21 protein-coding genes are annotated in these 17,697 nt (G+C 62.8%); 3 read left to right on the forward strand and 18 right to left on the reverse strand.

Annotation, left to right across the window (positions count from 1 at the left end; genetic code table 11):
* Positions 1-18 precede the first annotated feature (18 nt).
* The 3 genes from LVS58_RS12785 to LVS58_RS12795 form a co-directional block, all read right to left on the reverse strand.
* Positions 19-1,377: a DUF1329 domain-containing protein gene (locus LVS58_RS12785; protein ID WP_233691393.1), complete on the reverse strand. Its 1,359-nt coding sequence runs from the start codon at positions 1,375-1,377 to the stop codon at positions 19-21.
* Between the two features lie 38 nt (positions 1,378-1,415).
* Positions 1,416-3,371: a DUF1302 domain-containing protein gene (locus tag LVS58_RS12790; protein ID WP_233691394.1), complete on the reverse strand. Its 1,956-nt coding sequence runs from the start codon at positions 3,369-3,371 to the stop codon at positions 1,416-1,418.
* A 74-nt stretch (positions 3,372-3,445) separates the two neighbouring features.
* Complete coding sequence (locus tag LVS58_RS12795; RefSeq protein ID WP_233691395.1) at positions 3,446-4,024, reverse strand: RBBP9/YdeN family alpha/beta hydrolase; 579 nt, start codon at positions 4,022-4,024, stop codon at positions 3,446-3,448.
* Between the two features lie 247 nt (positions 4,025-4,271).
* Between LVS58_RS12795 and LVS58_RS12800 the strand changes: the two genes are divergently transcribed.
* Positions 4,272-5,303: an AraC family transcriptional regulator gene (locus tag LVS58_RS12800; protein ID WP_233691396.1), complete on the forward strand. Its 1,032-nt coding sequence runs from the start codon at positions 4,272-4,274 to the stop codon at positions 5,301-5,303.
* On the opposite strand, the gene LVS58_RS12805 is transcribed toward LVS58_RS12800, so the two are convergent.
* The 6 genes from LVS58_RS12805 to LVS58_RS12830 all read right to left on the reverse strand — a co-directional run bounded on the left by LVS58_RS12805 (position 5,266) and on the right by LVS58_RS12830 (position 10,607).
* A complete protein-coding gene (locus LVS58_RS12805) occupies positions 5,266-5,598 on the reverse strand; it encodes a Rieske (2Fe-2S) protein (protein ID WP_233691397.1) in 333 nt (110 codons plus the stop codon). The two genes, LVS58_RS12800 and LVS58_RS12805, sit on opposite strands and share 38 nt — an antisense overlap.
* Positions 5,595-6,248 (reverse strand): DsbA family protein, encoded by a 654-nt coding sequence (locus tag LVS58_RS12810; protein ID WP_233691398.1) that lies wholly within the window; start codon positions 6,246-6,248, stop codon positions 5,595-5,597. Before LVS58_RS12810 ends, LVS58_RS12805 begins: the two co-directional genes overlap by 4 nt.
* A 4-nt stretch (positions 6,249-6,252) precedes the next feature.
* A complete protein-coding gene (locus tag LVS58_RS12815; RefSeq protein WP_233691399.1) occupies positions 6,253-7,533 on the reverse strand; it encodes an MFS transporter in 1,281 nt (426 codons plus the stop codon).
* A 127-nt stretch (positions 7,534-7,660) separates the two neighbouring features.
* A complete protein-coding gene (locus tag LVS58_RS12820; protein WP_233691400.1) occupies positions 7,661-8,713 on the reverse strand; it encodes a 3-keto-5-aminohexanoate cleavage protein in 1,053 nt (350 codons plus the stop codon).
* A 51-nt stretch (positions 8,714-8,764) separates the two neighbouring features.
* A complete protein-coding gene (locus LVS58_RS12825; RefSeq protein WP_233691401.1) occupies positions 8,765-9,613 on the reverse strand; it encodes a TauD/TfdA dioxygenase family protein in 849 nt (282 codons plus the stop codon).
* 13 nt (positions 9,614-9,626) lie between these two features.
* The gene (locus LVS58_RS12830) at positions 9,627-10,607 is read right to left on the reverse strand and encodes a quinone oxidoreductase family protein (protein ID WP_233691402.1); all 981 of its coding nucleotides are present in this window, start codon (positions 10,605-10,607) and stop codon (positions 9,627-9,629) included.
* A gap of 225 nt (positions 10,608-10,832) precedes the next feature.
* On the opposite strand from LVS58_RS12830, the gene LVS58_RS12835 reads away from it, so the two are divergent.
* On the forward strand, positions 10,833-11,039 hold the full coding sequence (locus LVS58_RS12835; protein ID WP_233691403.1) for a hypothetical protein: 207 nt from the start codon (positions 10,833-10,835) through the stop codon (positions 11,037-11,039).
* 42 nt (positions 11,040-11,081) lie between these two features.
* On the opposite strand, the gene LVS58_RS12840 is transcribed toward LVS58_RS12835, so the two are convergent.
* On the reverse strand, positions 11,082-11,441 hold the full coding sequence (locus tag LVS58_RS12840; RefSeq protein ID WP_233691404.1) for a hypothetical protein: 360 nt from the start codon (positions 11,439-11,441) through the stop codon (positions 11,082-11,084).
* A gap of 167 nt (positions 11,442-11,608) precedes the next feature.
* Between LVS58_RS12840 and LVS58_RS12845 the strand changes: the two genes are divergently transcribed.
* Positions 11,609-11,809 carry a hypothetical protein gene (locus LVS58_RS12845; RefSeq protein ID WP_233691405.1) on the forward strand — a complete coding sequence of 67 codons (201 nt, stop codon included), beginning with the start codon at positions 11,609-11,611 and terminating at the stop codon, positions 11,807-11,809.
* 52 nt (positions 11,810-11,861) lie between these two features.
* Here LVS58_RS12845 and LVS58_RS12850 read toward each other — a convergent pair whose 3' ends face one another.
* The 8 genes from LVS58_RS12850 to LVS58_RS12885 form a co-directional block, all read right to left on the reverse strand.
* Entirely contained in the window at positions 11,862-12,170 is a 309-nt protein-coding gene (locus tag LVS58_RS12850; RefSeq protein ID WP_233691455.1) for a hypothetical protein, read from the reverse strand.
* Between the two features lie 222 nt (positions 12,171-12,392).
* Positions 12,393-12,761, reverse strand: a complete 369-nt coding sequence (locus tag LVS58_RS12855; RefSeq protein WP_233691406.1) for a hypothetical protein — start codon at positions 12,759-12,761, stop codon at positions 12,393-12,395.
* A gap of 532 nt (positions 12,762-13,293) precedes the next feature.
* Complete coding sequence (locus LVS58_RS12860; protein WP_233691407.1) at positions 13,294-13,551, reverse strand: hypothetical protein; 258 nt, start codon at positions 13,549-13,551, stop codon at positions 13,294-13,296.
* Positions 13,552-13,808: 257 nt separating this feature from the next.
* Positions 13,809-14,627 (reverse strand): shikimate dehydrogenase, encoded by an 819-nt coding sequence (aroE, locus tag LVS58_RS12865; protein WP_233691408.1) that lies wholly within the window; start codon positions 14,625-14,627, stop codon positions 13,809-13,811.
* Positions 14,624-15,856 carry a CaiB/BaiF CoA transferase family protein gene (locus LVS58_RS12870; protein ID WP_233691409.1) on the reverse strand — a complete coding sequence of 411 codons (1,233 nt, stop codon included), beginning with the start codon at positions 15,854-15,856 and terminating at the stop codon, positions 14,624-14,626. The genes aroE and LVS58_RS12870 overlap by 4 nt, the downstream gene beginning before the upstream one ends.
* Positions 15,853-16,308, reverse strand: a complete 456-nt coding sequence (locus LVS58_RS12875) for a MaoC family dehydratase (RefSeq protein WP_010953900.1) — start codon at positions 16,306-16,308, stop codon at positions 15,853-15,855. Before LVS58_RS12875 ends, LVS58_RS12870 begins: the two co-directional genes overlap by 4 nt.
* On the reverse strand, positions 16,305-16,703 hold the full coding sequence (locus tag LVS58_RS12880; protein WP_233691410.1) for a VOC family protein: 399 nt from the start codon (positions 16,701-16,703) through the stop codon (positions 16,305-16,307). The genes LVS58_RS12875 and LVS58_RS12880 overlap by 4 nt, the downstream gene beginning before the upstream one ends.
* Positions 16,700-17,647 carry a ketopantoate reductase family protein gene (locus LVS58_RS12885; protein WP_233691411.1) on the reverse strand — a complete coding sequence of 316 codons (948 nt, stop codon included), beginning with the start codon at positions 17,645-17,647 and terminating at the stop codon, positions 16,700-16,702. The genes LVS58_RS12880 and LVS58_RS12885 overlap by 4 nt, the downstream gene beginning before the upstream one ends.
* Positions 17,648-17,697 lie beyond the last annotated feature (50 nt).

Raw genomic sequence — 17,697 nt, forward strand, 5'->3', positions numbered from 1 at the left:
AACCTCTGCTCCGTGCGTTCAGCGAATGCCGTTGCCGGCCAGCGAATCGGGCGACCATTGGGTTTTCGACAACGGGTCGATGTAACGAATGCCGCCGTAGGCACCGACCACGCCGTTGAGGTTGTAGGTGCCGCCGATAAGGTCGTAGATCATGAACGGTGTGGCGTCCGGGGTCTGCTTGTCATAGCTCTGGGTAAGGAAGGCGAACGACCCCCGGTACAGCTGGCCACGGGCGTCGTACTGGTCCGAGGCCAGCGCGATCCAGCTGTCCTCATCGAGGTAGAAGCGGCGCTTGTGGTAGATGTGACGCGCGCCGTCCTTGAGCTTGCCTTCCACCACCCATACGCGGTGTTTTTCCCAGCGTACAAACTGTGGCGCCAGGTGGTTGGGGGTGATCAACTGCTTGACATCGGTGTTGTAGGTCAGCTGGTAGGTGTTGTAAGGCACGTACATCTCCTGCTTGCCGACCAGGGCCCAGTCGTAGCGGTCCAGCGCGCCGTTGAAGACGAACACGTCATCGTAGGTGCCAGAGCCGGAGGTGCCTGGGTTGGGCGTGTCGTAGGCCAGGTTAGGCGCCAGCTTGACCCGGCGCTGGCCCGGCAGGTACTGCCAGGCGCTGCGCGGCTGCACCAGCGGGTTGGCAGCGTCGCGCAGCATCATTGCTTCACCGGCACGGCGTGCGGGCCCGGTGTACACCAGTTTCATCTGGTAATAGGTGTCCTTTGCGCCGATCGGCTTGGCCATGTCCTCATAGATCGGGTAACTGATGTGAGCCTGGCCGGTGGTCGACAATGTCGGCTTGCCGGCAGCATCGACGTTCCAGGAGTCGTACTTGGCGGTCATGCTCACGCCCTGGTAGCGCAGCAGGAAGTTCCACATGGCCTCGGCGCCGTTCTGCGGAATGGGGAACGGTATGCCCGGCAGCACATTGTCCACTGCAGTGCCGCCCTCCTGGCTTTTGGCTCCGGTGGCGTTCTTGCGGGTGTTGTCCAGCACCGCCTGCGGCAGCGCGACGCTGCGGTGCGTCGGGTACACGTCAACGTGGTAGCTGGGGTAGCGCTTGAGCAGTTCGAGGGTGGTGGCGGTCAGTTGCCCCTTGTACTGATCGGCATTCTTGCCATCGATGACCAGCAACGGCTTCTCGCCGGCATACGGGTCGGGGCGCATGCTGGCGCCGCTCTGATAGCTGGCCGGCGGGGTAACCAGGCCGCCTTGGTAAGCCGGGATAGAGCCGTCGGCATTGCCGGCCTTTTCTGCGCCGAGGGTGGTCAGGTTGGTGCCCAGGTGTGCAGCCTGGTCAGGGGAAACGGCAGCCTGGGCGGCGTTGAGCGCGGCCAGCGACAGGCACGAAGCCAGCAAGGTACGTACGAAGATCATGATGGTTGTCTTCCTGTGTAAGCAGTAGGAAACAGGACTCAGAAGGTCGTCTTGACGGTCAGGTACAGCGCGCCACGGTCTTCGGTGGTGGCGCCACCGCCAGAGAAGGAGGCGTAGCCGCCGCCGTAGCAGGTGTAATCCTGTTCGCCGTCCAGGGCATTGGGGGTGCTGCCGTCGGTCTGGCCGTCCTTGCAGCGCTTGGTCTCACCGAAGCTGTCGACGTACTTGAGGTCGACGAAGTACTGGTTGTAGATCGCGGCGCTCAAGCCCACCGCGTAATTGCCGGTGTTTTCGGCCCCGCCACCTTGCACCGGCGATACACCGTCCAGGCCGACGTTGACCGACAACGGCAGGCTCAGGTCCATGCCCGGCAACACCTGGTACCAGGTGGGTGTGAAGTTGACGGCGATACCCCAGTTGTCGCGGGTCACCTTGTCGATGCCGCGGTAGCTGGCCTTGCCTTTGTACAACGCCTCGTTGTGGCTATCGAGCTTGAGCAGGTTGCTGTAGAACAGCTCTCCCAGCAGGGTTGCCGAGTCGAACAGCGGTGTGTCACCTATCGTCATCAGGCCGTTGACGGTGAAATGCAGGGTGTCGCCAGTGGCGCTCAGGCTGTCGCCATCCTTGGGCACGTCGTAGACCACCCCGCTGCCGGGCAGGCGCGCCGGCAGTAAACCGAAGCCACCACCCAGGCCACCTTGGCCGGGGGCACTGACGATTGCCGGGATACTCGCCAGCGGCATGTTGTGGCGGATGTTGAGGTCGCTGCCGACGCTGATGCCGGCCACATCCTTGGACAGGCTCAGGCCATAGATGTCGATGTTGTCGGCGTAGGCGAACTGGTAAGTGGTGCTTTGCAGCGAGTTGTACAGGTTACCGACCGCCCCTTGGCGGCTGCCTGGCGGGTTGCCGAAAGGGCCACTGGCCACGGTCATGCCGCGCGCATCGAGCCAGGCCTGGGGCAGAATCTCGGACGTCTTGCGGTAGTAGAAACCGAGGGTGCCGTCCAGCCATTGCGGCGACCACCTGGCCATGATGCCCCAGTCGCCGCGCTTGCCGGGCGTCAGGTCATGGCCGCGGCGGATGGTGGTCAGCGCTCCGCGCACCGGGATCAACCCCGGGGTGCCGGTGTGGCCGAGCAGGAAGCTCTGCGCGCCCTCGCCTACCACATCGGCGCCGCCATAATAGGTGCCCGCTTCGGGCAAGCGGGCAGCATCCCAATCGAAGAAGTACTGGGCCCCCAGGGTGAGTTCGGAGTTGACCAGAAACGAGGTCGACAGTTGGTTGCGAGGTACGAACAGCTCCTTGGCCTCGGTGCCTGGCGAGGCCGCCAGCTTGGCCAGGTCCAGGCCGGACTGGCCATAGCTCAGCGAATGCACGGGGTTGAGCAAGGTTTCCCCCCAGAACAGGTTGTGCTGGCCCAGCTTGGCGCTGACCTGCGACGCTTCGCCCACATCACGGCTCATGAAGACGAACGCATCCAGCACTTCGCCCGAGGGGCCGCTGTAGTAGCGCTGGGCGTAGTTGCTCAGGTGCGGGCTGCCCAAGGGTATGCCAGTACCCGGCAGGCCATTGAGGCTGGGGCTGATGCCCGACTGATCACCGTTGCCATTGACGAACGGGTTGCTGTTGGAACCGGTGTTGTCGTAGGCCTTGTCGTACCAGCTGGCAGTGCTGATGCGAAAGCCGGTGTTGCCCTGATACACCACATCCAGCTCGGTCAGCAGGTCGACCCGGTTGGTGATGTTGGTGCCGGCTTTGCGGAAGTTGTAGTCACCGTCGTTGCTGTTGGGCGTGCCCAGCATGCGCTTGTCGGCGCTTTCCGTGCGCACGCCATAATTGTATTTGACGGTGTTGTCGAAGCGCACGGCCCAGTCTTCATTGCCGGTCTCGACTTCGACGGCCTGGGCGGCGGGCAGCGTGAGCAGGGCGACGGCGCAGGCGAGCAGGCAGCGCTGTGGCTTCACGGCATGGTGAATGCGGTGTTCTGGCATTACGATGGCTCCACGTATTGTTATTGTTTTTTACGCCGCCCGTCTGTTGCGGGCGTGGCTGGGGCGTCCATGCGTTACTGCAGGGTATCGGCGTCCAGACGGCGGATCAGGGCCTCGGCCAACGGCCAAGGGCCGAAACCGGACGCCGGGTTGAGATGGCCGACGGCGCCCAGGTTGACCAGCTCACTGCCCCAACGGCGGGCAAGTTCGCTAACGGCGGCGTAGCTGGCCAGGTGGTCATTGCTGCTGGCCGCGACAATGCTCGGGAACGGCAGCGCGGTGGTTGGCAACGGCGACCAGCCCTGAGCGGCCAGGCTGGCCGGGCTTGGGTAGTGCGCCGGCCACTGGGCGTTGAGGTCTGGCGGTGCAGCCAGCAAAGCCCCCTTGATCGGCCACCCGTAACGCGCGGCCCAGTGGGCGACCATCAGTACGCCGGCACTGTGTGCCACCAACAGCACCTGGCCGTCGATCTGCTCCAGTTCACGCTGGATCGCCTCTACCCGGGCGTTGCAGCAAAGGCCGTCAACCTTCAGCGGCGGTACGCTGCGCACCTTCGCCAGGCGGCTGGCAAGCAGCGTCTGCCAATGGTCGGCGACGTGGTCGCGCAGGCCAGGGACGATCAACACGGTGGCAGTGGTTTGCAGTTTTTCCACGGTGAACCTCGTGTGCGGTGTAGCTGTTGAGGTTCACAGTAAACAGCCCTCCCCCCGGGTGCTTCACATTGGGCGTCAGGTACTTTTCATTTGATGACAATGGCACGAACAGGGCTTTGCTTTTCAATTGATGACACGCAGGCTATAAAACCCGTGCACCTGCAAGCCAAGTGCTTTTTGTAGCAACAGCCTTGTGCTGCTGTCTGAAAGCGCCAGGTTGCCTGAACAATAGGGATAACAATAAAAAATGCCTGCCCTCGTCCGCGCCGCCAGCTTGACCAACTACCTGGAAGTGTCTCGCCACCTGGGTCTCAACCCCCACAAACTGCTGGCACAGATGGGCCTCAGCACGGCGCTGCTCGATGACCCCAACCGGCGTATCCCGGTGGCCAGCGTGATCAACCTGCTGGAAGCTTCCGCCAGCGCCAGCCAATGCGAGAGCTTCGGCTTGCGCATGGCCGAACTGCGCCAGTTGTCGGACTTCGGCGAAATCAGCCTGCTGCTCAGCCACCAACGCAACCTGCGTGATGCGCTACAGGTGATCGTGCAGTACCGCCATCTGCTCAATGACGCGCTGGCCATTCATATCGAAGAAGCTGGCAAGACCGTGGTCATTCGCGAAGAGGTGATCAGCGAGCGCGCGCCCTGTAGCCGCCAGGCCACCGAGCTGGCTATCGGCGTGATGATGCGCTTGTGCGCGGCGCTGCTAGGCACACACTGGCACCCGATCAGCGCCAATTTCACCCATGCGGCCCCCGCCGACCCGGCCATTCACCGGCGTATTTTCGGCTGCACGCTGGTGTTTGGCAGCGAGTTCAACGGCATCGTCTGCCCTGCCGCCGACCTCGACAGTGCCAGCCCGCAAGCCAACGAAGCCATGGCCCGCCTGGCACGACGCTACCTGGACACGCTGCCCGCAGGCAGCGAGCCATCGCTGGAGCTGGAGCTGCGCAAGACCATCTACCTGCTGCTGCCCATGGGCCGGGCCACCCTCGAGCAAGTGGCGCAAACCCAGGGCATGAACGTACGTACCCTTCAGCGGCGGCTGGAAGAAAACGGGTTGACCTTCAAGGACCTGATCAACAGCGTGCGACGTGACCTGGTGATGCGCTACCTGGAGAACCCCAGCTATTCGCTGGGTCGCATAGCCGATATGCTCGGCTACTCGATGCCCAGTTCGTTCACCCGCTGGTTCATCGCCCAGTACGGCATGCCACCGGCCAGTTGGCGGGCACGCAGTGTCAGCCCTGCTCCCCAGCCCCGTCAGGCTCGAGGGTGATGAACACCGCATCACCCTCCTGATGCACCGGGTAGCAGGTAACTTTCAACGCGTTGGAATTGACCAGGTAGCCGCTGGCCAGGTCGAAGCGCAGGCCGTGGGCACAGCACTGGATCACCCGCCCTTCCAGGCGCCCACCACACAGCGACGCCCCTTGGTGCGGGCAGCTATCGTCGATGGCGTAGAGCGCACCGGCGACATTGAACAATGCGACGCTGCGGCCCTCGCAGGCCAGCAGCACCCGGCCATTGCGCTCCGGCACATGGCTGGGGTTCAGGGCGATACGCCGGCTCATGCCTGCACTCCCTCTGACAACGCGTCGGTCATCGCCGCAAACAGCGCCTCGGCTGGCCGCACCCCGGCAATCAGAGGGCCCAGGTTGAAGCGATAACGTGGCACCGCGCTGCCTGCACGCCCTGCACCGTCGAGGAACGGGCTGCCATCATCACGCAAACAATCGATTACCTGCGCGGCCTCAAGCCCGCAACCCTGAGCGATGCCGAGCAACGTGCGGCTATCGCCGAGGTCGCGGCCTTGGTGGAAATAGGCAATGAACAGCCGCTCCAACAACGCTTGCTGTTGCGACGCGCCAAGCAGGCTACCGGCCCGCTGCATCAACCGGTGGGCGTTGCCGGTGTTTGGCATGCGGCCGATGCGCGAGAAGTCGATGTCCTCGCCCACCACGCTGGCAGCCGCGCGCACCTGAGCCTGGCGCTCGCGCACTGCCTGCTCGCTGCCCAGGCGTTGAAGGTAGAATTGTTTGAAGGGTACCCCATTGGCCGGCAGCCCCGGCAGCAACTGCACGCCCTGCCTGCGAACCTGCACTTGCATATGTGGCTGCTCTCGCTGCAACAGCAACAACGCAGCTTGCAAGTGCCGCTGGCCAATCAGGCACCAGGGGCAGACGAAATCGAAGAGCATTTCGATGGACAACTGCTGTTTCACAGTTTCAATTCCTGAAGCGCAGACGGTCCATGTCGCGGTGGTAGTGACGTTTGGCAACCAAGAACACAGCCGCCGCTGCGATGCTTGTCAGTGGCACCAACTGCAACGCCGCCTGAAGCCCGATCAGGTCCGACACCCGACCGGTGATCAGCGGCCCGGTGGCCAGGCCCAGCAGGTTGTTGGCCAAGGTCAGGGTGGCGAATGCCGTGCCATGCACAGCGGCGTGGGTAAGGTTGGCAACCATGGCACTGGACGGGCCATTGGTGCCGGCGGCTATCATCATGCCCAGGCAGATCAGCACCAGTTGCACGGTACCGGCAGGCAACGCAAAGGCTATGCTCAGCAGCGCGCAACTGCCCAGGCAATAGCCGATGGCCAGGCTGATCTTGCGGTCCGGGCGCTGTCGCCCAAGGCGATCGCAAAGCATGGCGCAAAGAATCATGCCGATACCACTGCACAGCACGATGACGGCGGCGATTGCCCCCGCGCGGTCGGTGCCCATGGCGTAATAGCGGTTCAGGTAACTGGGCATCCACACGATCAGGGTGCCGCCGACAAACAACTGCAGGCCACTGCCGACATACGCGGCGATGACCGAACGGCTGCCGTACAGGGTGCGCAGCGGGTGGCTGGCCTTGTCCAGCGCCTGCTGCGCGCACTTGGGCGCAATGCGCCCCTCTTTGACGATGACGGGGTAGAGCATCGCCAGCACCAGGCCGAACAATGCCATGCCGGCGAATGCCCAGCGCCAGCCCAGGTGCTGGGCCAACACCCCGCCCAAGGCCATGCCCAGCACCGAGCCGAACATGCCGCCGGCCATGAATGCCCCGGCCAGCGTCGAGCGCATGTCGCGGGGGAATACCGCGACCACCACGGCAATGCCGACACTGCCGTAGGCTGCCTCGCCCACCCCGACCAGGAAGCGCGCGATGAACATCTGCGAGTAGTTCTCCGCCAGGGCACAGCCGAGCGTGGCCAGGCTCCACAGCACGGCCATCAGCACCAGGCTGCGTACCCTGCCGAAACGGTCGGCCAGCAGCGACAACGGGAAGGTCAGCAGGCCGACCATCAGCGCGACGATGCCGCTGAGCAAGCCCAACTGGCTGTCGCTCAATGCCCACTCGCCCTTGAGCAGCGGAAACACCGCATTGAGCACCTGGCGCGACATGTAGTCGGAGATCAACAGGCCGAAGGTCAAGGCGAAGACTACCCAGGCATAGCGCCGGGGGATGCTGTTGGCAGTGTCGGTGCCGGAGCCTTCGGCGCTGACGAGATAGGTGGCCATGTTGCCTCCTTGGGTGTGAAGCGTGGGTGTTGTTTTTGTTGTTATGGGTAACAGCCAGAACTCACGTTGCTTTTTGTGGCCTCTTCACGGGTACGCCCGCGAAGAGGCCGGGCCTGCCATAACCGCATCAAATGCGCTGTGGCACGCCCTTCTCACCCGCCTGGCGGTTCGGCGCCATGCCATTGGCTTTCAGCGTCTGCTCGATACTGTCGTACTGCTGCCCGATGCGGTAAATGGCGCGGGCCTCCTTGCCGCTGGCGATCTCGCGACCCAGCTCATGGGCCACGCGCACGGTCTGCTGGATCTGCTGCACCGAGGTGAAGCGTTTGCCGTGCTGGTCGATGATGGTGTCTTCGTTGCCGCAGCGCGGGTGCAGGCCCATGGCCAGCGCCATGGTATTGAACGGCAGCACGTTCTTGAGCAACGATTCGGCAGTCAGGGTGCAGCCGTCCGGCGCGCGGTGGATGAAGTTGAAGAAGTTGAACGGGTTGGGGCCGTCGAAACCGCCACCAATACCGATCCAGGTCAGGTTCAACGGCCCCATGTAGTCACCCCGGCGCACGATGCGTTCGAGGGTTTCCAGGGCATGCATGCCGGTCAGCTGGAAATGCGGCTGAATATGGCTGGCCTGCAGGCGACGCAAGTGCTCGCGGACCCAGGCCGGGCCGGCCGGCACGGTCATTTCGCTGTAGGCGGCATGGATTGCAGGGCTGGCCAGCGAGGTGCCTTCAAGGTACTCGGGGTACAGCAACTCCATGATGTTCATCTGCGTGGTGTTGATGGCCACGGTCACCTGGTCGGGGCGCGGCGCCAGCTCGGCAAGCATATGCCGGGTATCATCCGACAGCCATTTGGCCGCCTCGCCTTCGCCTTCCGGGGCGAAGGAAATCGAACCGCCGACTTGAATGATCATCTCCGGCACAGCTTCACGTACCCCGGCAATCAGCTCGTTGAACTTGGACAGGCGCTTGGAGCCCTTGCCGTCCAGCTCACGCACATGCAAGTGCAGCACAGTGGCGCCTGCCTCGTAGCAGTCGACGGCCTTCTGCACCTGCTCGTCCATGGTCAGCGGAATGTCTTCAGGGAAGTCTTCGGGCATCCACTCCGGGCCATAAGGGGCGACGGTGATGACCACCTTTTCCATGTTTTCCGGGTGCAACGAATCGTCGAAGAATTGCATGCTGTAGTCCTCGCTATTGTTATTGTTCGGTTACCACTCGTGACGGCTGGCTTAGAACGTGCGGCTGCCCTTGATCCCGGCACGCTCCATCTTGCGATGGCATGGCGGGTAGTCCATCACGGCGTAATGCTGGGTGCTGCGGTTGTCCCAAATCGCCACGCTGTTGGGCTTCCAGCGCCAACGCACCTGGTATTCGGGCAGGTAGGCCTGGCTGATCAGGTAACGCAGCAGGTCGCCGGCACCGGGGTTTGCATCCTGGCCGAAGCGCACCCGCTGCGGGGTGTGGTAGTTACTGAAATGGGTGGTGAAGGCGTTGACGAACAGCACCTGCTCCCCCGTTTCCGGGTGGGTGCGTACGACCGGGTGCTCGGCATCGGGGAACTGCGCCTTGAGTGCAAGCCGTTTGTCCAGCGGCATTGCAGCGCCGAAGCTGGCCTCGATGCTGTGGCGGGCGCGTAGGCCCTCGATTCTGGCCTTTACATCGTCAGGCAGGTTTTCATAGGCCAGCACCATGTTCGCCCACAGGGTATCGCCGCCTACCGGAGGGCATTCCACACAGCGCAGCACACACCCCATGGGCGGCGCCTCACGCCAGGTGGCATCGGTGTGCCAGGCATTTTCATAGCGGTCGTTGGGCTGGTCCGGGCGCTTGTAGATCTGCACCAGCCCCGGGTGCTCCGGGTCGCTACCGGCCACCGGGTGGTCCTCCAGCTCGCCGAAGCGGCGGGCGAAGGCCACGTGCTCGGCACGGCTGAAGTGCTGGTCGCGCAGGAACAGCACACGGTGCTGGAGCAACTGCTGACGCAACTGGGCGAACAGTTCGTCGTCGTGAATCGCATCGGCCAGGTTGACGCCACTCACCTCGGCACCGATCGCGCAGGTCAGTTGTTCAATGTGCATGCTGTTGCCCTCTTCAGATGACGAAGATCGACGAGCCCGTGGTTTTGCGGGCTTCCAGGTCACGGTGGGCCTGTACCGCGTCCTGCAGGGCGTAGTGCTGATTGATTTCGATACGTATGCGCCCGCTGCTGACGTGGTCGAACAACTCGCCGGCCAGATCAGCCTTTTCTGCAGGATCAGCGATGAAGTCGGCCAGTGCCGGGCGGGTAAGCTGCAGCGAACCCTTGATTGCCAGCAACTGCGGGTCGAACGGCGGGATGGTGCCCGACGCCGTGCCGACGCAAACCATCAGCCCGCGACGCTTGAGCGAATCGAGCGAGCCTGTGAAGGTGGTCTTGCCGACGCTGTCGAACACGACGTTCACCCCTACCCCGTCGGTCAGTTCGCGCACGCGGCTGGCGACGTCTTCGACGCTGTAGTTGATGATGTGGCTGCAGCCATGGGCGCGGGCCACCTCAGCCTTGGCCTCGGTGGATACTGTGCCGATCACGTTCAGCCCAAGCAGCCGCGCCCACTGCGCGACAATCAGGCCCACCCCGCCAGCAGCCGCATGCAAAAGCACGCTGTCGCCGGGTTTGAAGTCATAGAGCCGGCGTAAAAGGTAAGCCGAGGTCAGCCCGCGCATGGTCATGGCGGCAGCAGTCTCGAAGGCAATGGTTTCCGGCAGCTTGATCAGCGCCGCCGCGGGGATCAGGCGCTCGGTGCAATAGGCACCCAGGGTATTGAGGAAACCGGTGTAGGTGACCCGGTCACCGACCACCACCTGGGTCACGCCTTCGCCCACCGCCTCCACCACCCCGGCAGCTTCCACACCGATGCCATTGGGCAGCGCGATCGGGTAAGTGCCGTTACGAAAGTAGGTGTCGGCATAGTTCAGGCCCACCGCCACCTGGCGCAAACGTACCTGCCCAGGGCCGGGCTCGCCAACCTCGGCGTCCTCGTAGCGCAATACTTCGGGGCCACCGGTCTGATGGAAACGTACGACTTTGGACATGCTTGTCTCTCCAATCATCGATCTGGACGTCAGGCGTCAGTGCTGGTGATTGGACTGTATGCCCTTGGCTTGCGGGATGCTTCGCATCGGACGACAGTGGGTTTTCATTTGATGACAGTGCGATTGACGCACCGGTGATCGGACCGGGGCCTTTATTCATGAGCCAGCTTGATGCTTACCAACTGCAAGACTAATACTTAAGTCTCTGCCTGGGGAGGCACGAAAATGCAACCAAGATTCGTTATCGTTCCCGCTGTGCCGATCGAAAAGGAATCGTTCCGCGTTGGCAGCCGCTACTACGCCGCTACCGTGTGTGGAGGGTTCGACATTTATGACAATCAGGCAAAGGAGCGGCTCAGGCCCAGTTATCCGAGCCGCATGGAGGCGCAGGTGAAGTGCGAGCATTTGAACAAGCGGGATGAGATGGGGTAACTGCAGGAGATCTCGGCGGCTCAACCCGCTCGGGTCACTGATTCAATCCAGGCATTGCTTGGCAGCCTGGCGTAACTTGTCGCCAGACAGAAAGCTGCCTTTGTAGAAGGTCGCGCGGCTGCCCTCGTGAGCGTCGACCACATCAAGCACATCATCGCTTGCCACCGCGCTTGGTGCCGTGAGCCGGTAGCCGTGGGCTATCGACTTCTGCGTGGCCTGTGGGGCGAGCGCCTGCCATTTTGGCAGGACACAGGCGGCGTACTGCTGCGGCGATTTCTTGGTCAGTTTGCTGGCAGTGGGTTTGCCGGGGGTTGCGCAACCAGCAAGGCTGGCCACCAACACCGTGGCGATAAAGATACGAAAGTCAGGCATTTGCAATCCACCGTTATGGATACGCTGCATTCTAACGGGCGTGACGCCGCGTCGCTAATCAACCAAAGTCTTGCTGCAGGACAAAGCCCAAATGGGATCAGTGCAGCGCACCTGATATTTCTGCCAGTAGCAGGGTCACGCTGCAACAGTGAAACTCCCGAGGCATATCACACCACGACTCGGCAGGGCTTCATACCATGCAAACGAACGCCAACCACACCCAGTTCTTCTATCAGAACGGCAAACTCGTCACCCTTAAAACCGGTGAACAGGGCCGTAGTATCTTCCGCTCGCAGGATATAGCACTTGCCGAGCGACAATCAGACGACACCAACGCCGGTGGGTTACTGGCAACTGACGACAAGGGTTCGGTGCTGCAGGTACAGGAGAAAAGCTGAAGTACTGAGGATACTCCGGCGCCAGTCAGCCCATCCGCTAGCGAGCTGCGACTTAGCTGAACTTTAACTTGACCACTTTGCTCAGCGCCCAGCCACTGAAGACATAGAATGCATCCAGGTAGAAGCGCCCTGCGTAGTTGGGCAACGGTGTTTGATTCAACAGTACATCCGGCGCGGGCGCGGGAGGAAACAGGGCGTAAAAGCCGTTGGGCAGAACGGCCAGTACCAGCAGTAACAGGTATGTCGAGGCTTGCAGCAGGGTGGCACGCTTACTGGACCTGGCGGACCATTTCAGCCCGTAGTAGGCAACCAGGCCGGCAACAGGCAAAACCCAGAAATGCGTCGGTATCCCAATGAACATTTCGGCGACTACGCTTCTTGCTTCCACCTGCGACGCTCCATCCAAATACACCGATTATTACGGGCGGGGCCGGCAAATGCAAAAGTAACGCTGCTCAAGCCATAGTCGGTTCCACTGGCCATTTTTTTGAACGTAGCCGGGCAGGCGATCGACACCTCGTGCCGTTGCCCTCAGGCAAAAAGCCCGCTCTCGACGGCGGGCTTTTTGTGTTGGGTTGGATGATTACGCTTTTGAACACATCAATGCAGCATCCAGCAATCTGCCATGGTCGTACCAGGCATCACGTTGGTAGGCCGTAAAGTGGCGCTCGGTTCCCGTACCCCGCAACTCTACAAGCCCCTCTGCCTTGTCGGGGTCAGTGCTTTCGACGAAAAGCCTGACCGCGTTATCACCCTCGACTTCATAGGTTTTCACATTCCCTTGTAGCTCGCCTTTGACACAGCCCAGATAGGCGGGTGAGCTTTTCGCTGTAGTGCCAGCGGTATAGTCGTGGCTGTCACGCACATCAGGGTTTTGTGCGCAGCCTGCCACCAACAGCGAGGCTGCCCCGGTTACTAGTATTGCACCTGCTAGCGATCTTGAGTTTTTCACGCGACACGCTCCTGCATCCCCATCGAAAACCGGGAAATGTAGCCAAGCAGCCTGCCCTTTTTTTGATTTTGTCCTGCCCATGTTACTGCTCAACGACAACAGGGCATCAGGTTTGTTTGCTATATAGGTTTTTTGGGGGGCCTCACACCCTGCATCGGCCCCGATTACGAGTATGGCCTGCCCCATATCCGGGGTCAGGGGATGGCATTGAGGAACACATAAGTCGCTGCCAGATCCAGTACCAGCACAGCCACCACGCTGAAAATCATGTAATAGCGGTCATCCTGAGTCATTTCTGCGTACTCCGCATGATCAATGTCTCAAGACCACAGCAATTCCCATTCCAGCGCCCTGATGCCCACCTGACACCGCACCAGCCAAACAGCGCAATCGCGCAGTCAGTCCTTGATCGGGTTCGCTCGGGACTTTAGGCAAGCACAAGCAGGCTCATCTCACTCTACCTGCAGCCTCGCCTCGCGCTGCCGCCCGCCCAGAACGCGACTACGGCCCTCACAAGGCTGGAAAGCCAGGGTCAGGCGCGGATCACCTCAAGGCGATCCCGGCCAGCCTCTGTGATGGCGTTCTCTCCTTCATCGCTGATGCGATAACGTCCTGACACCATCTTGGTAATTGAGAACCGGACCAGCCCGCTTTGGGACAAGGCTAGCCCTGCGTCGAAGCTCATTGCCTGCTCCAGGTCGAAGATCTTGATCTCTCCGATTTTGTAGCGTGCAAACGCGACCAAGGCGTTATCCAGTTCTTGTTGACTGATCGTTGTAGCGACTTCCATTCGACCTCCCAGGTCATGAGAGCCCCGGTCCGTGGGGTTGGAGGCAACGAACCGGGTGGCTTGTTGAAAGCGGACCGTACTATGCAGTCACGCAAGTCGCTACTGGCTTTCCATCCATGCTGGATGGGCAGGCAGCACGACACCCGCCACACCTACGGTCACTTCAGGCGCATCGCCGACTGCTGACGCGTGCCACCTTTATCTGCGTCGACCCGACCAGTGCTCGCTGCCATTCAAGCCCGTTGGCGACCATCGTCCTACTCCAGGGGAATTTTCAGCTGATCGATCACGGCACGAGTGTCGGGCCGCACCCCGCGCCACCAGGTGAACGCTTCGGCGGCCTGCTCCACCAGCATACCGACGCCGTCGGCCAGGCGCGCCTGGCCCTGCTCGCGGGCCAGGCGCAAGAAAGGCGTCAGGCCTTTGCCATAGGCCAGCTCGTAGGCCAAGGCCGCCCCGCCCAGCACGTCAGCCGGCAGTGGCGGCAAGTCAGCGGTCAGGCTCGCCGAGGTGGCGTTGACCACGATGTCGAACGATTGCCCTTCCAGCGCTTCGTAGCGGCTGATGCGCAGACGCGGGTGATCGAGTTCGTTACGCAGCGCCAGCGCCTTGGCCATGTCCCGGTTAGCGATCACCAGCTCGCTTGGCCCCGCCTGCAGGAACGGCAGCAGCGCACCGCGCACCGCGCCGCCAGCACCCAGCAGCAGCACACGGCGGTTGCGCAGCGGCTGGCCAAGGTTCTCCTCGATATCCCGCAGCAAACCGATGCCATCGAAGTTCTCGGCGACGATGCGGCCATCCTCGAACTTCAGCGCATTTGCCGCCCGTGCCAGTTGTGCCCGCTCGCTGCGCCGGTCGGCCAGCTCGAAGGCACGCAGCTTGAACGGGGCGGTGATGTTCATGCCCTTCCCGCCTTCGCTACGAAACTGCAGTACCTGGGCTTCGAAGTCTTCCAGCGAACCTTCGATAGCCCCGTACTCCAGCTGCTGGTTGCTGGCCTGGGCAAACAGGCCATGAATCAGCGGGGACTTGGTGTGGTTGATCGGTCGGCCGATCACTGCGTAGCGGTCGCTCATCGTGCATCTCCGTGGGTAAACAACACGCCATCCGCCTGCAAGGCAGTGATTTCTTCAGGGCTGAAGCCAAGCCCGGCGGCCACTTCGGCGTTGTGCTGGCCAAGGTCGGGGGCGACTTGGTGAATCGTGGTGTCGCAATCGGAAAAGCGGAACGGCAGGTTGGGCAGGCGCAGAGTGCCGAAGCGTGGGTGCTGCTGCTCGATGACCATCTTGCGTGCCTGGATCTGCGGGTCGGCCAGCACTTCGTCGATGCGTTGAACCTTGGCACTGGGGATGTCGATGGCATCGAGCAACGCCAGGATCTCGGCCACCCGACGCGCGCCAACCCAGTCGCGGACCACCGAAAGGATCGCCTCGCGGTGCGCGTTGCGGCCGTTGAGGCTGTGGTAGCGGCGGTCGCTGCCGAACCCGGGCGGGCCGCCGTTAGCTTCGAGCATGGCCGCGAAGCGCTGCCAGGCATCGTCGACCTGGGCGGCGATCACCAGGTCGCCGTCGGCGGCGCGGAACACCCCGTACAGGGTCGACGTCGGCATGTCGTGGCCGGTCTGCTGGGGCAACACAGTGCCACCGGACAGCGTGTAACACTGCACCGCGTATTCGTGCATCGACACCAGGGTGTCGTACAGCGCCATGTCGATGTGCTGGCCCCGGCCACTGCTCACCCGGCCGAGCAGCGCGGCATTGATCGCCGCCACCGCGTGGATGCCGGTGTACATGTCGCCCAGGGAGATACGCAGCAGCGGCGGTGCCTCGCCCGGCACGCCAACCATCTGCATGATCCCGCTCTTGGCCTCGGCGATCAGGCCGAACCCGGCGCGGTGGGCGTCCGGCCCGGTATGGCCGTAGGCGGAAATCGAGCAATACACCAGGCGAGGGTTGCGCGCCGACAGCTCGGCGTAGCCCAGGCCCAGCTTGTCCAGGGCGCCGGGGCGGTAGTTCTCGATGAACACGTCGGCCGAATCGGTCAGGCGCTGCATGAACGCCTTGCCGCGCGGGTCCTTCATGTTGACGCTGACGCCCTGCTTGCCCATGTTCAGCTGCAGGAAATAGCCGCTCTGCTGGTCGTCCAGGGTGAACGCATGCTGGCGGCCGGCGTCGCCGCTACCCGGCCGCTCGACCTTGATCACCTCTGCGCCGAGCGCCGCCAGGCAACGGCCGACATAGGGGCCGGCGAGGAAGTGGCTGTAGTCAACGACGCGGATACCCGCCAATGGCAATGTCTGGCTCATGCTAATGCCCTGCGCGGCACCATCAACCGGTGCTCGCCACGTTGCACGACTTCGCCGTGCTGGTTGATCAGTTCCGAAGGCAGCACCACGATGCCCCAGCCAGGTCGGCTGTTGCTCGGGCGCATCGCACCCACCCGCATGCGCACATGGAGCACGTCGTTGACCTTGATCGGCAGCACGAAGTCCCAGGTCCAGCCCAGCGACATGCCCGGCAGGAAGCGGTACTCGCACTGGGTCTTCAGGCCGTCGGCGATCGACAGCCCGAACAGGCCGTGGGCGACCAGGCAGCCAAAGTGGCTGGCGTTGGCGTAGGCCTCGTCGACATGCACCGGGGTGTGGTCGCCGGTGAGGTCGGCGTAGGCCAGGATGCGTTCGCGGGTCACGGTGTAGGTCGGGCTAATGCACTCATCGCCTTCGCGGGCATCGTCCCAGTACTTTTCAATCACACTCATGCCTGCACCTCCGCGCGCGGGTCGATGGCCAGTGCCTGGGCTACGCATTTGGCCGGCAGCGCCTGGATGAACTCCACCGCCAGGCCATCAGGCAGGCGCAGCCAGTTGCGGCCTTGGGGCATTTCGCTGACGCCAAAGCGCTGGGCGGCGGCCAGCGTCGCTTCCAGGTCTTCGCACATGATGCCCAGGTGCGCCAGGCGCCCTTCCGGGCCAGCGAAGTCCGGCTGGTGAATGAACTGCAGGCCGCCGAGTGTCCAGTACTGCACCGGTTGCTCGAGGTCACCCTGTACTTCACGCATGGTCATGCCACACACCTCGCTGAAAAAACGGATATGCCACTGAATGTCCCGCACCCAGAACGCCACGTGTTCGAGGTAGGCTTTTGACTGGCTCATGGGGTTTCCTTCTTCTGCTGATCGGCCATGGCGCGCTCGATACCCTTGATGCAGGCCACCAGGGTCGCGTTGACCGGCGTGGCCACGCCATGGCGCTGGCCCCAGCGCACGACGGAGCCGTTAATGAAGTCGATTTCGGTGATCGAGTTTTTTTCCAGGCTCTGCAGCATCGAGGTGCGGAAGCTCGCCGGCAGGCCTTCGGCGGCCAGTGACCAGGCAGCCTCGGGGCTGGTCAGGCTCAGGCGGATGCCAGCGCGCTCGGCCACGGCGATGGCCTCGGCCACGGCGGCCTTGGCGGTGCTTTCCAGCAGCGGCTCGCTGTACAGCTGGCCGTAGCTGAGCGTGGTGATGCCGCTCAACGCACCGGTGGCGACGTTGACCAGCAGCTTGTCCCACATGGTGCCGAGGATGTTGTCGCTGACCGTGGTGGCCAGCCCGGCATTGTTGAACGCTTCGGCGATGGCCTGCACGCGAGGCGTCAGCTGGCCGTCAAGCTCACCGATGAAGGTCTGTTTGCCGACCACACCGGCGCGGATCGAGCCGGGCGCGAGGAGCACGCCGCCGACATAGGTCTTGCCCGCCAGCACCCGCTCGCGCCCCACCACTTCGGCCAGAATGTCCTCGTGGCCGAGGCCGTTCTGCAGCGACAACACCAGCGTCTGCGGGCCTATCAGCGCGACGGCACCCGCGATGGCCTCGGCAGTGTGAAACGACTTCACCAGCACCACCACCAAATCGGTCACGCCGACGTCCTCGGCTTCGATGGCCGCGTTGACCGGCACATAGCGCTCGCCCCGTTCGTCCTGTACCCGCAGCCCGTGCTGGTTCATCGCCTCGACGTGCGCACGGCCGCGGTTCAGCAGCCAGGTTTCATGCCCTGCCTCGCTCAGGGCCGCGCCAATGGCGCACCCCAGTGCTCCGGCGCCCAAAATGCAGATTTTCACGTCGCACACCTCCTGTGATGTGCGGTCACCTTATGCAGCGGTGGTTATGT

Origin of the sequence: Pseudomonas sp. JR33AA (assembly GCF_021378985.1) — a bacterium.
Lineage (GTDB): Bacteria > Pseudomonadota > Gammaproteobacteria > Pseudomonadales > Pseudomonadaceae > Aquipseudomonas > Aquipseudomonas alloputida.

Excerpts from the sequence above, each read along its gene's own strand:
- LVS58_RS12880 (WP_233691410.1), bottom strand. The coding sequence starts at position 16,703 with ATGAGCCAGTCAAAAGCCTACCTCGAACACGTGGCGTTCTGGGTGCGG.
- LVS58_RS12875 (WP_010953900.1), bottom strand. The coding sequence starts at position 16,308 with ATGAGTGTGATTGAAAAGTACTGGGACGATGCCCGCGAAGGCGATGAG.
- LVS58_RS12785 (WP_233691393.1), bottom strand. The coding sequence starts at position 1,377 with ATGATCTTCGTACGTACCTTGCTGGCTTCGTGCCTGTCGCTGGCCGCG.
- LVS58_RS12790 (WP_233691394.1), bottom strand. The coding sequence starts at position 3,371 with ATGCCAGAACACCGCATTCACCATGCCGTGAAGCCACAGCGCTGCCTG.
- LVS58_RS12800 (WP_233691396.1), top strand. The coding sequence starts at position 4,272 with ATGCCTGCCCTCGTCCGCGCCGCCAGCTTGACCAACTACCTGGAAGTG.
- LVS58_RS12825 (WP_233691401.1), bottom strand. The coding sequence starts at position 9,613 with ATGCACATTGAACAACTGACCTGCGCGATCGGTGCCGAGGTGAGTGGC.
- LVS58_RS12840 (WP_233691404.1), bottom strand. The coding sequence starts at position 11,441 with ATGCAGCGTATCCATAACGGTGGATTGCAAATGCCTGACTTTCGTATC.
- LVS58_RS12815 (WP_233691399.1), bottom strand. The coding sequence starts at position 7,533 with ATGGCCACCTATCTCGTCAGCGCCGAAGGCTCCGGCACCGACACTGCC.
- LVS58_RS12870 (WP_233691409.1), bottom strand. The coding sequence starts at position 15,856 with ATGAGCCAGACATTGCCATTGGCGGGTATCCGCGTCGTTGACTACAGC.
- LVS58_RS12845 (WP_233691405.1), top strand. The coding sequence starts at position 11,609 with ATGCAAACGAACGCCAACCACACCCAGTTCTTCTATCAGAACGGCAAA.
- LVS58_RS12830 (WP_233691402.1), bottom strand. The coding sequence starts at position 10,607 with ATGTCCAAAGTCGTACGTTTCCATCAGACCGGTGGCCCCGAAGTATTG.
- LVS58_RS12860 (WP_233691407.1), bottom strand. The coding sequence starts at position 13,551 with ATGGAAGTCGCTACAACGATCAGTCAACAAGAACTGGATAACGCCTTG.
- LVS58_RS12835 (WP_233691403.1), top strand. The coding sequence starts at position 10,833 with ATGCAACCAAGATTCGTTATCGTTCCCGCTGTGCCGATCGAAAAGGAA.
- LVS58_RS12850 (WP_233691455.1), bottom strand. The coding sequence starts at position 12,170 with ATGTTCATTGGGATACCGACGCATTTCTGGGTTTTGCCTGTTGCCGGC.
- LVS58_RS12805 (WP_233691397.1), bottom strand. The coding sequence starts at position 5,598 with ATGAGCCGGCGTATCGCCCTGAACCCCAGCCATGTGCCGGAGCGCAAT.
- LVS58_RS12820 (WP_233691400.1), bottom strand. The coding sequence starts at position 8,713 with ATGCAATTCTTCGACGATTCGTTGCACCCGGAAAACATGGAAAAGGTG.
- aroE (WP_233691408.1), bottom strand. The coding sequence starts at position 14,627 with ATGAGCGACCGCTACGCAGTGATCGGCCGACCGATCAACCACACCAAG.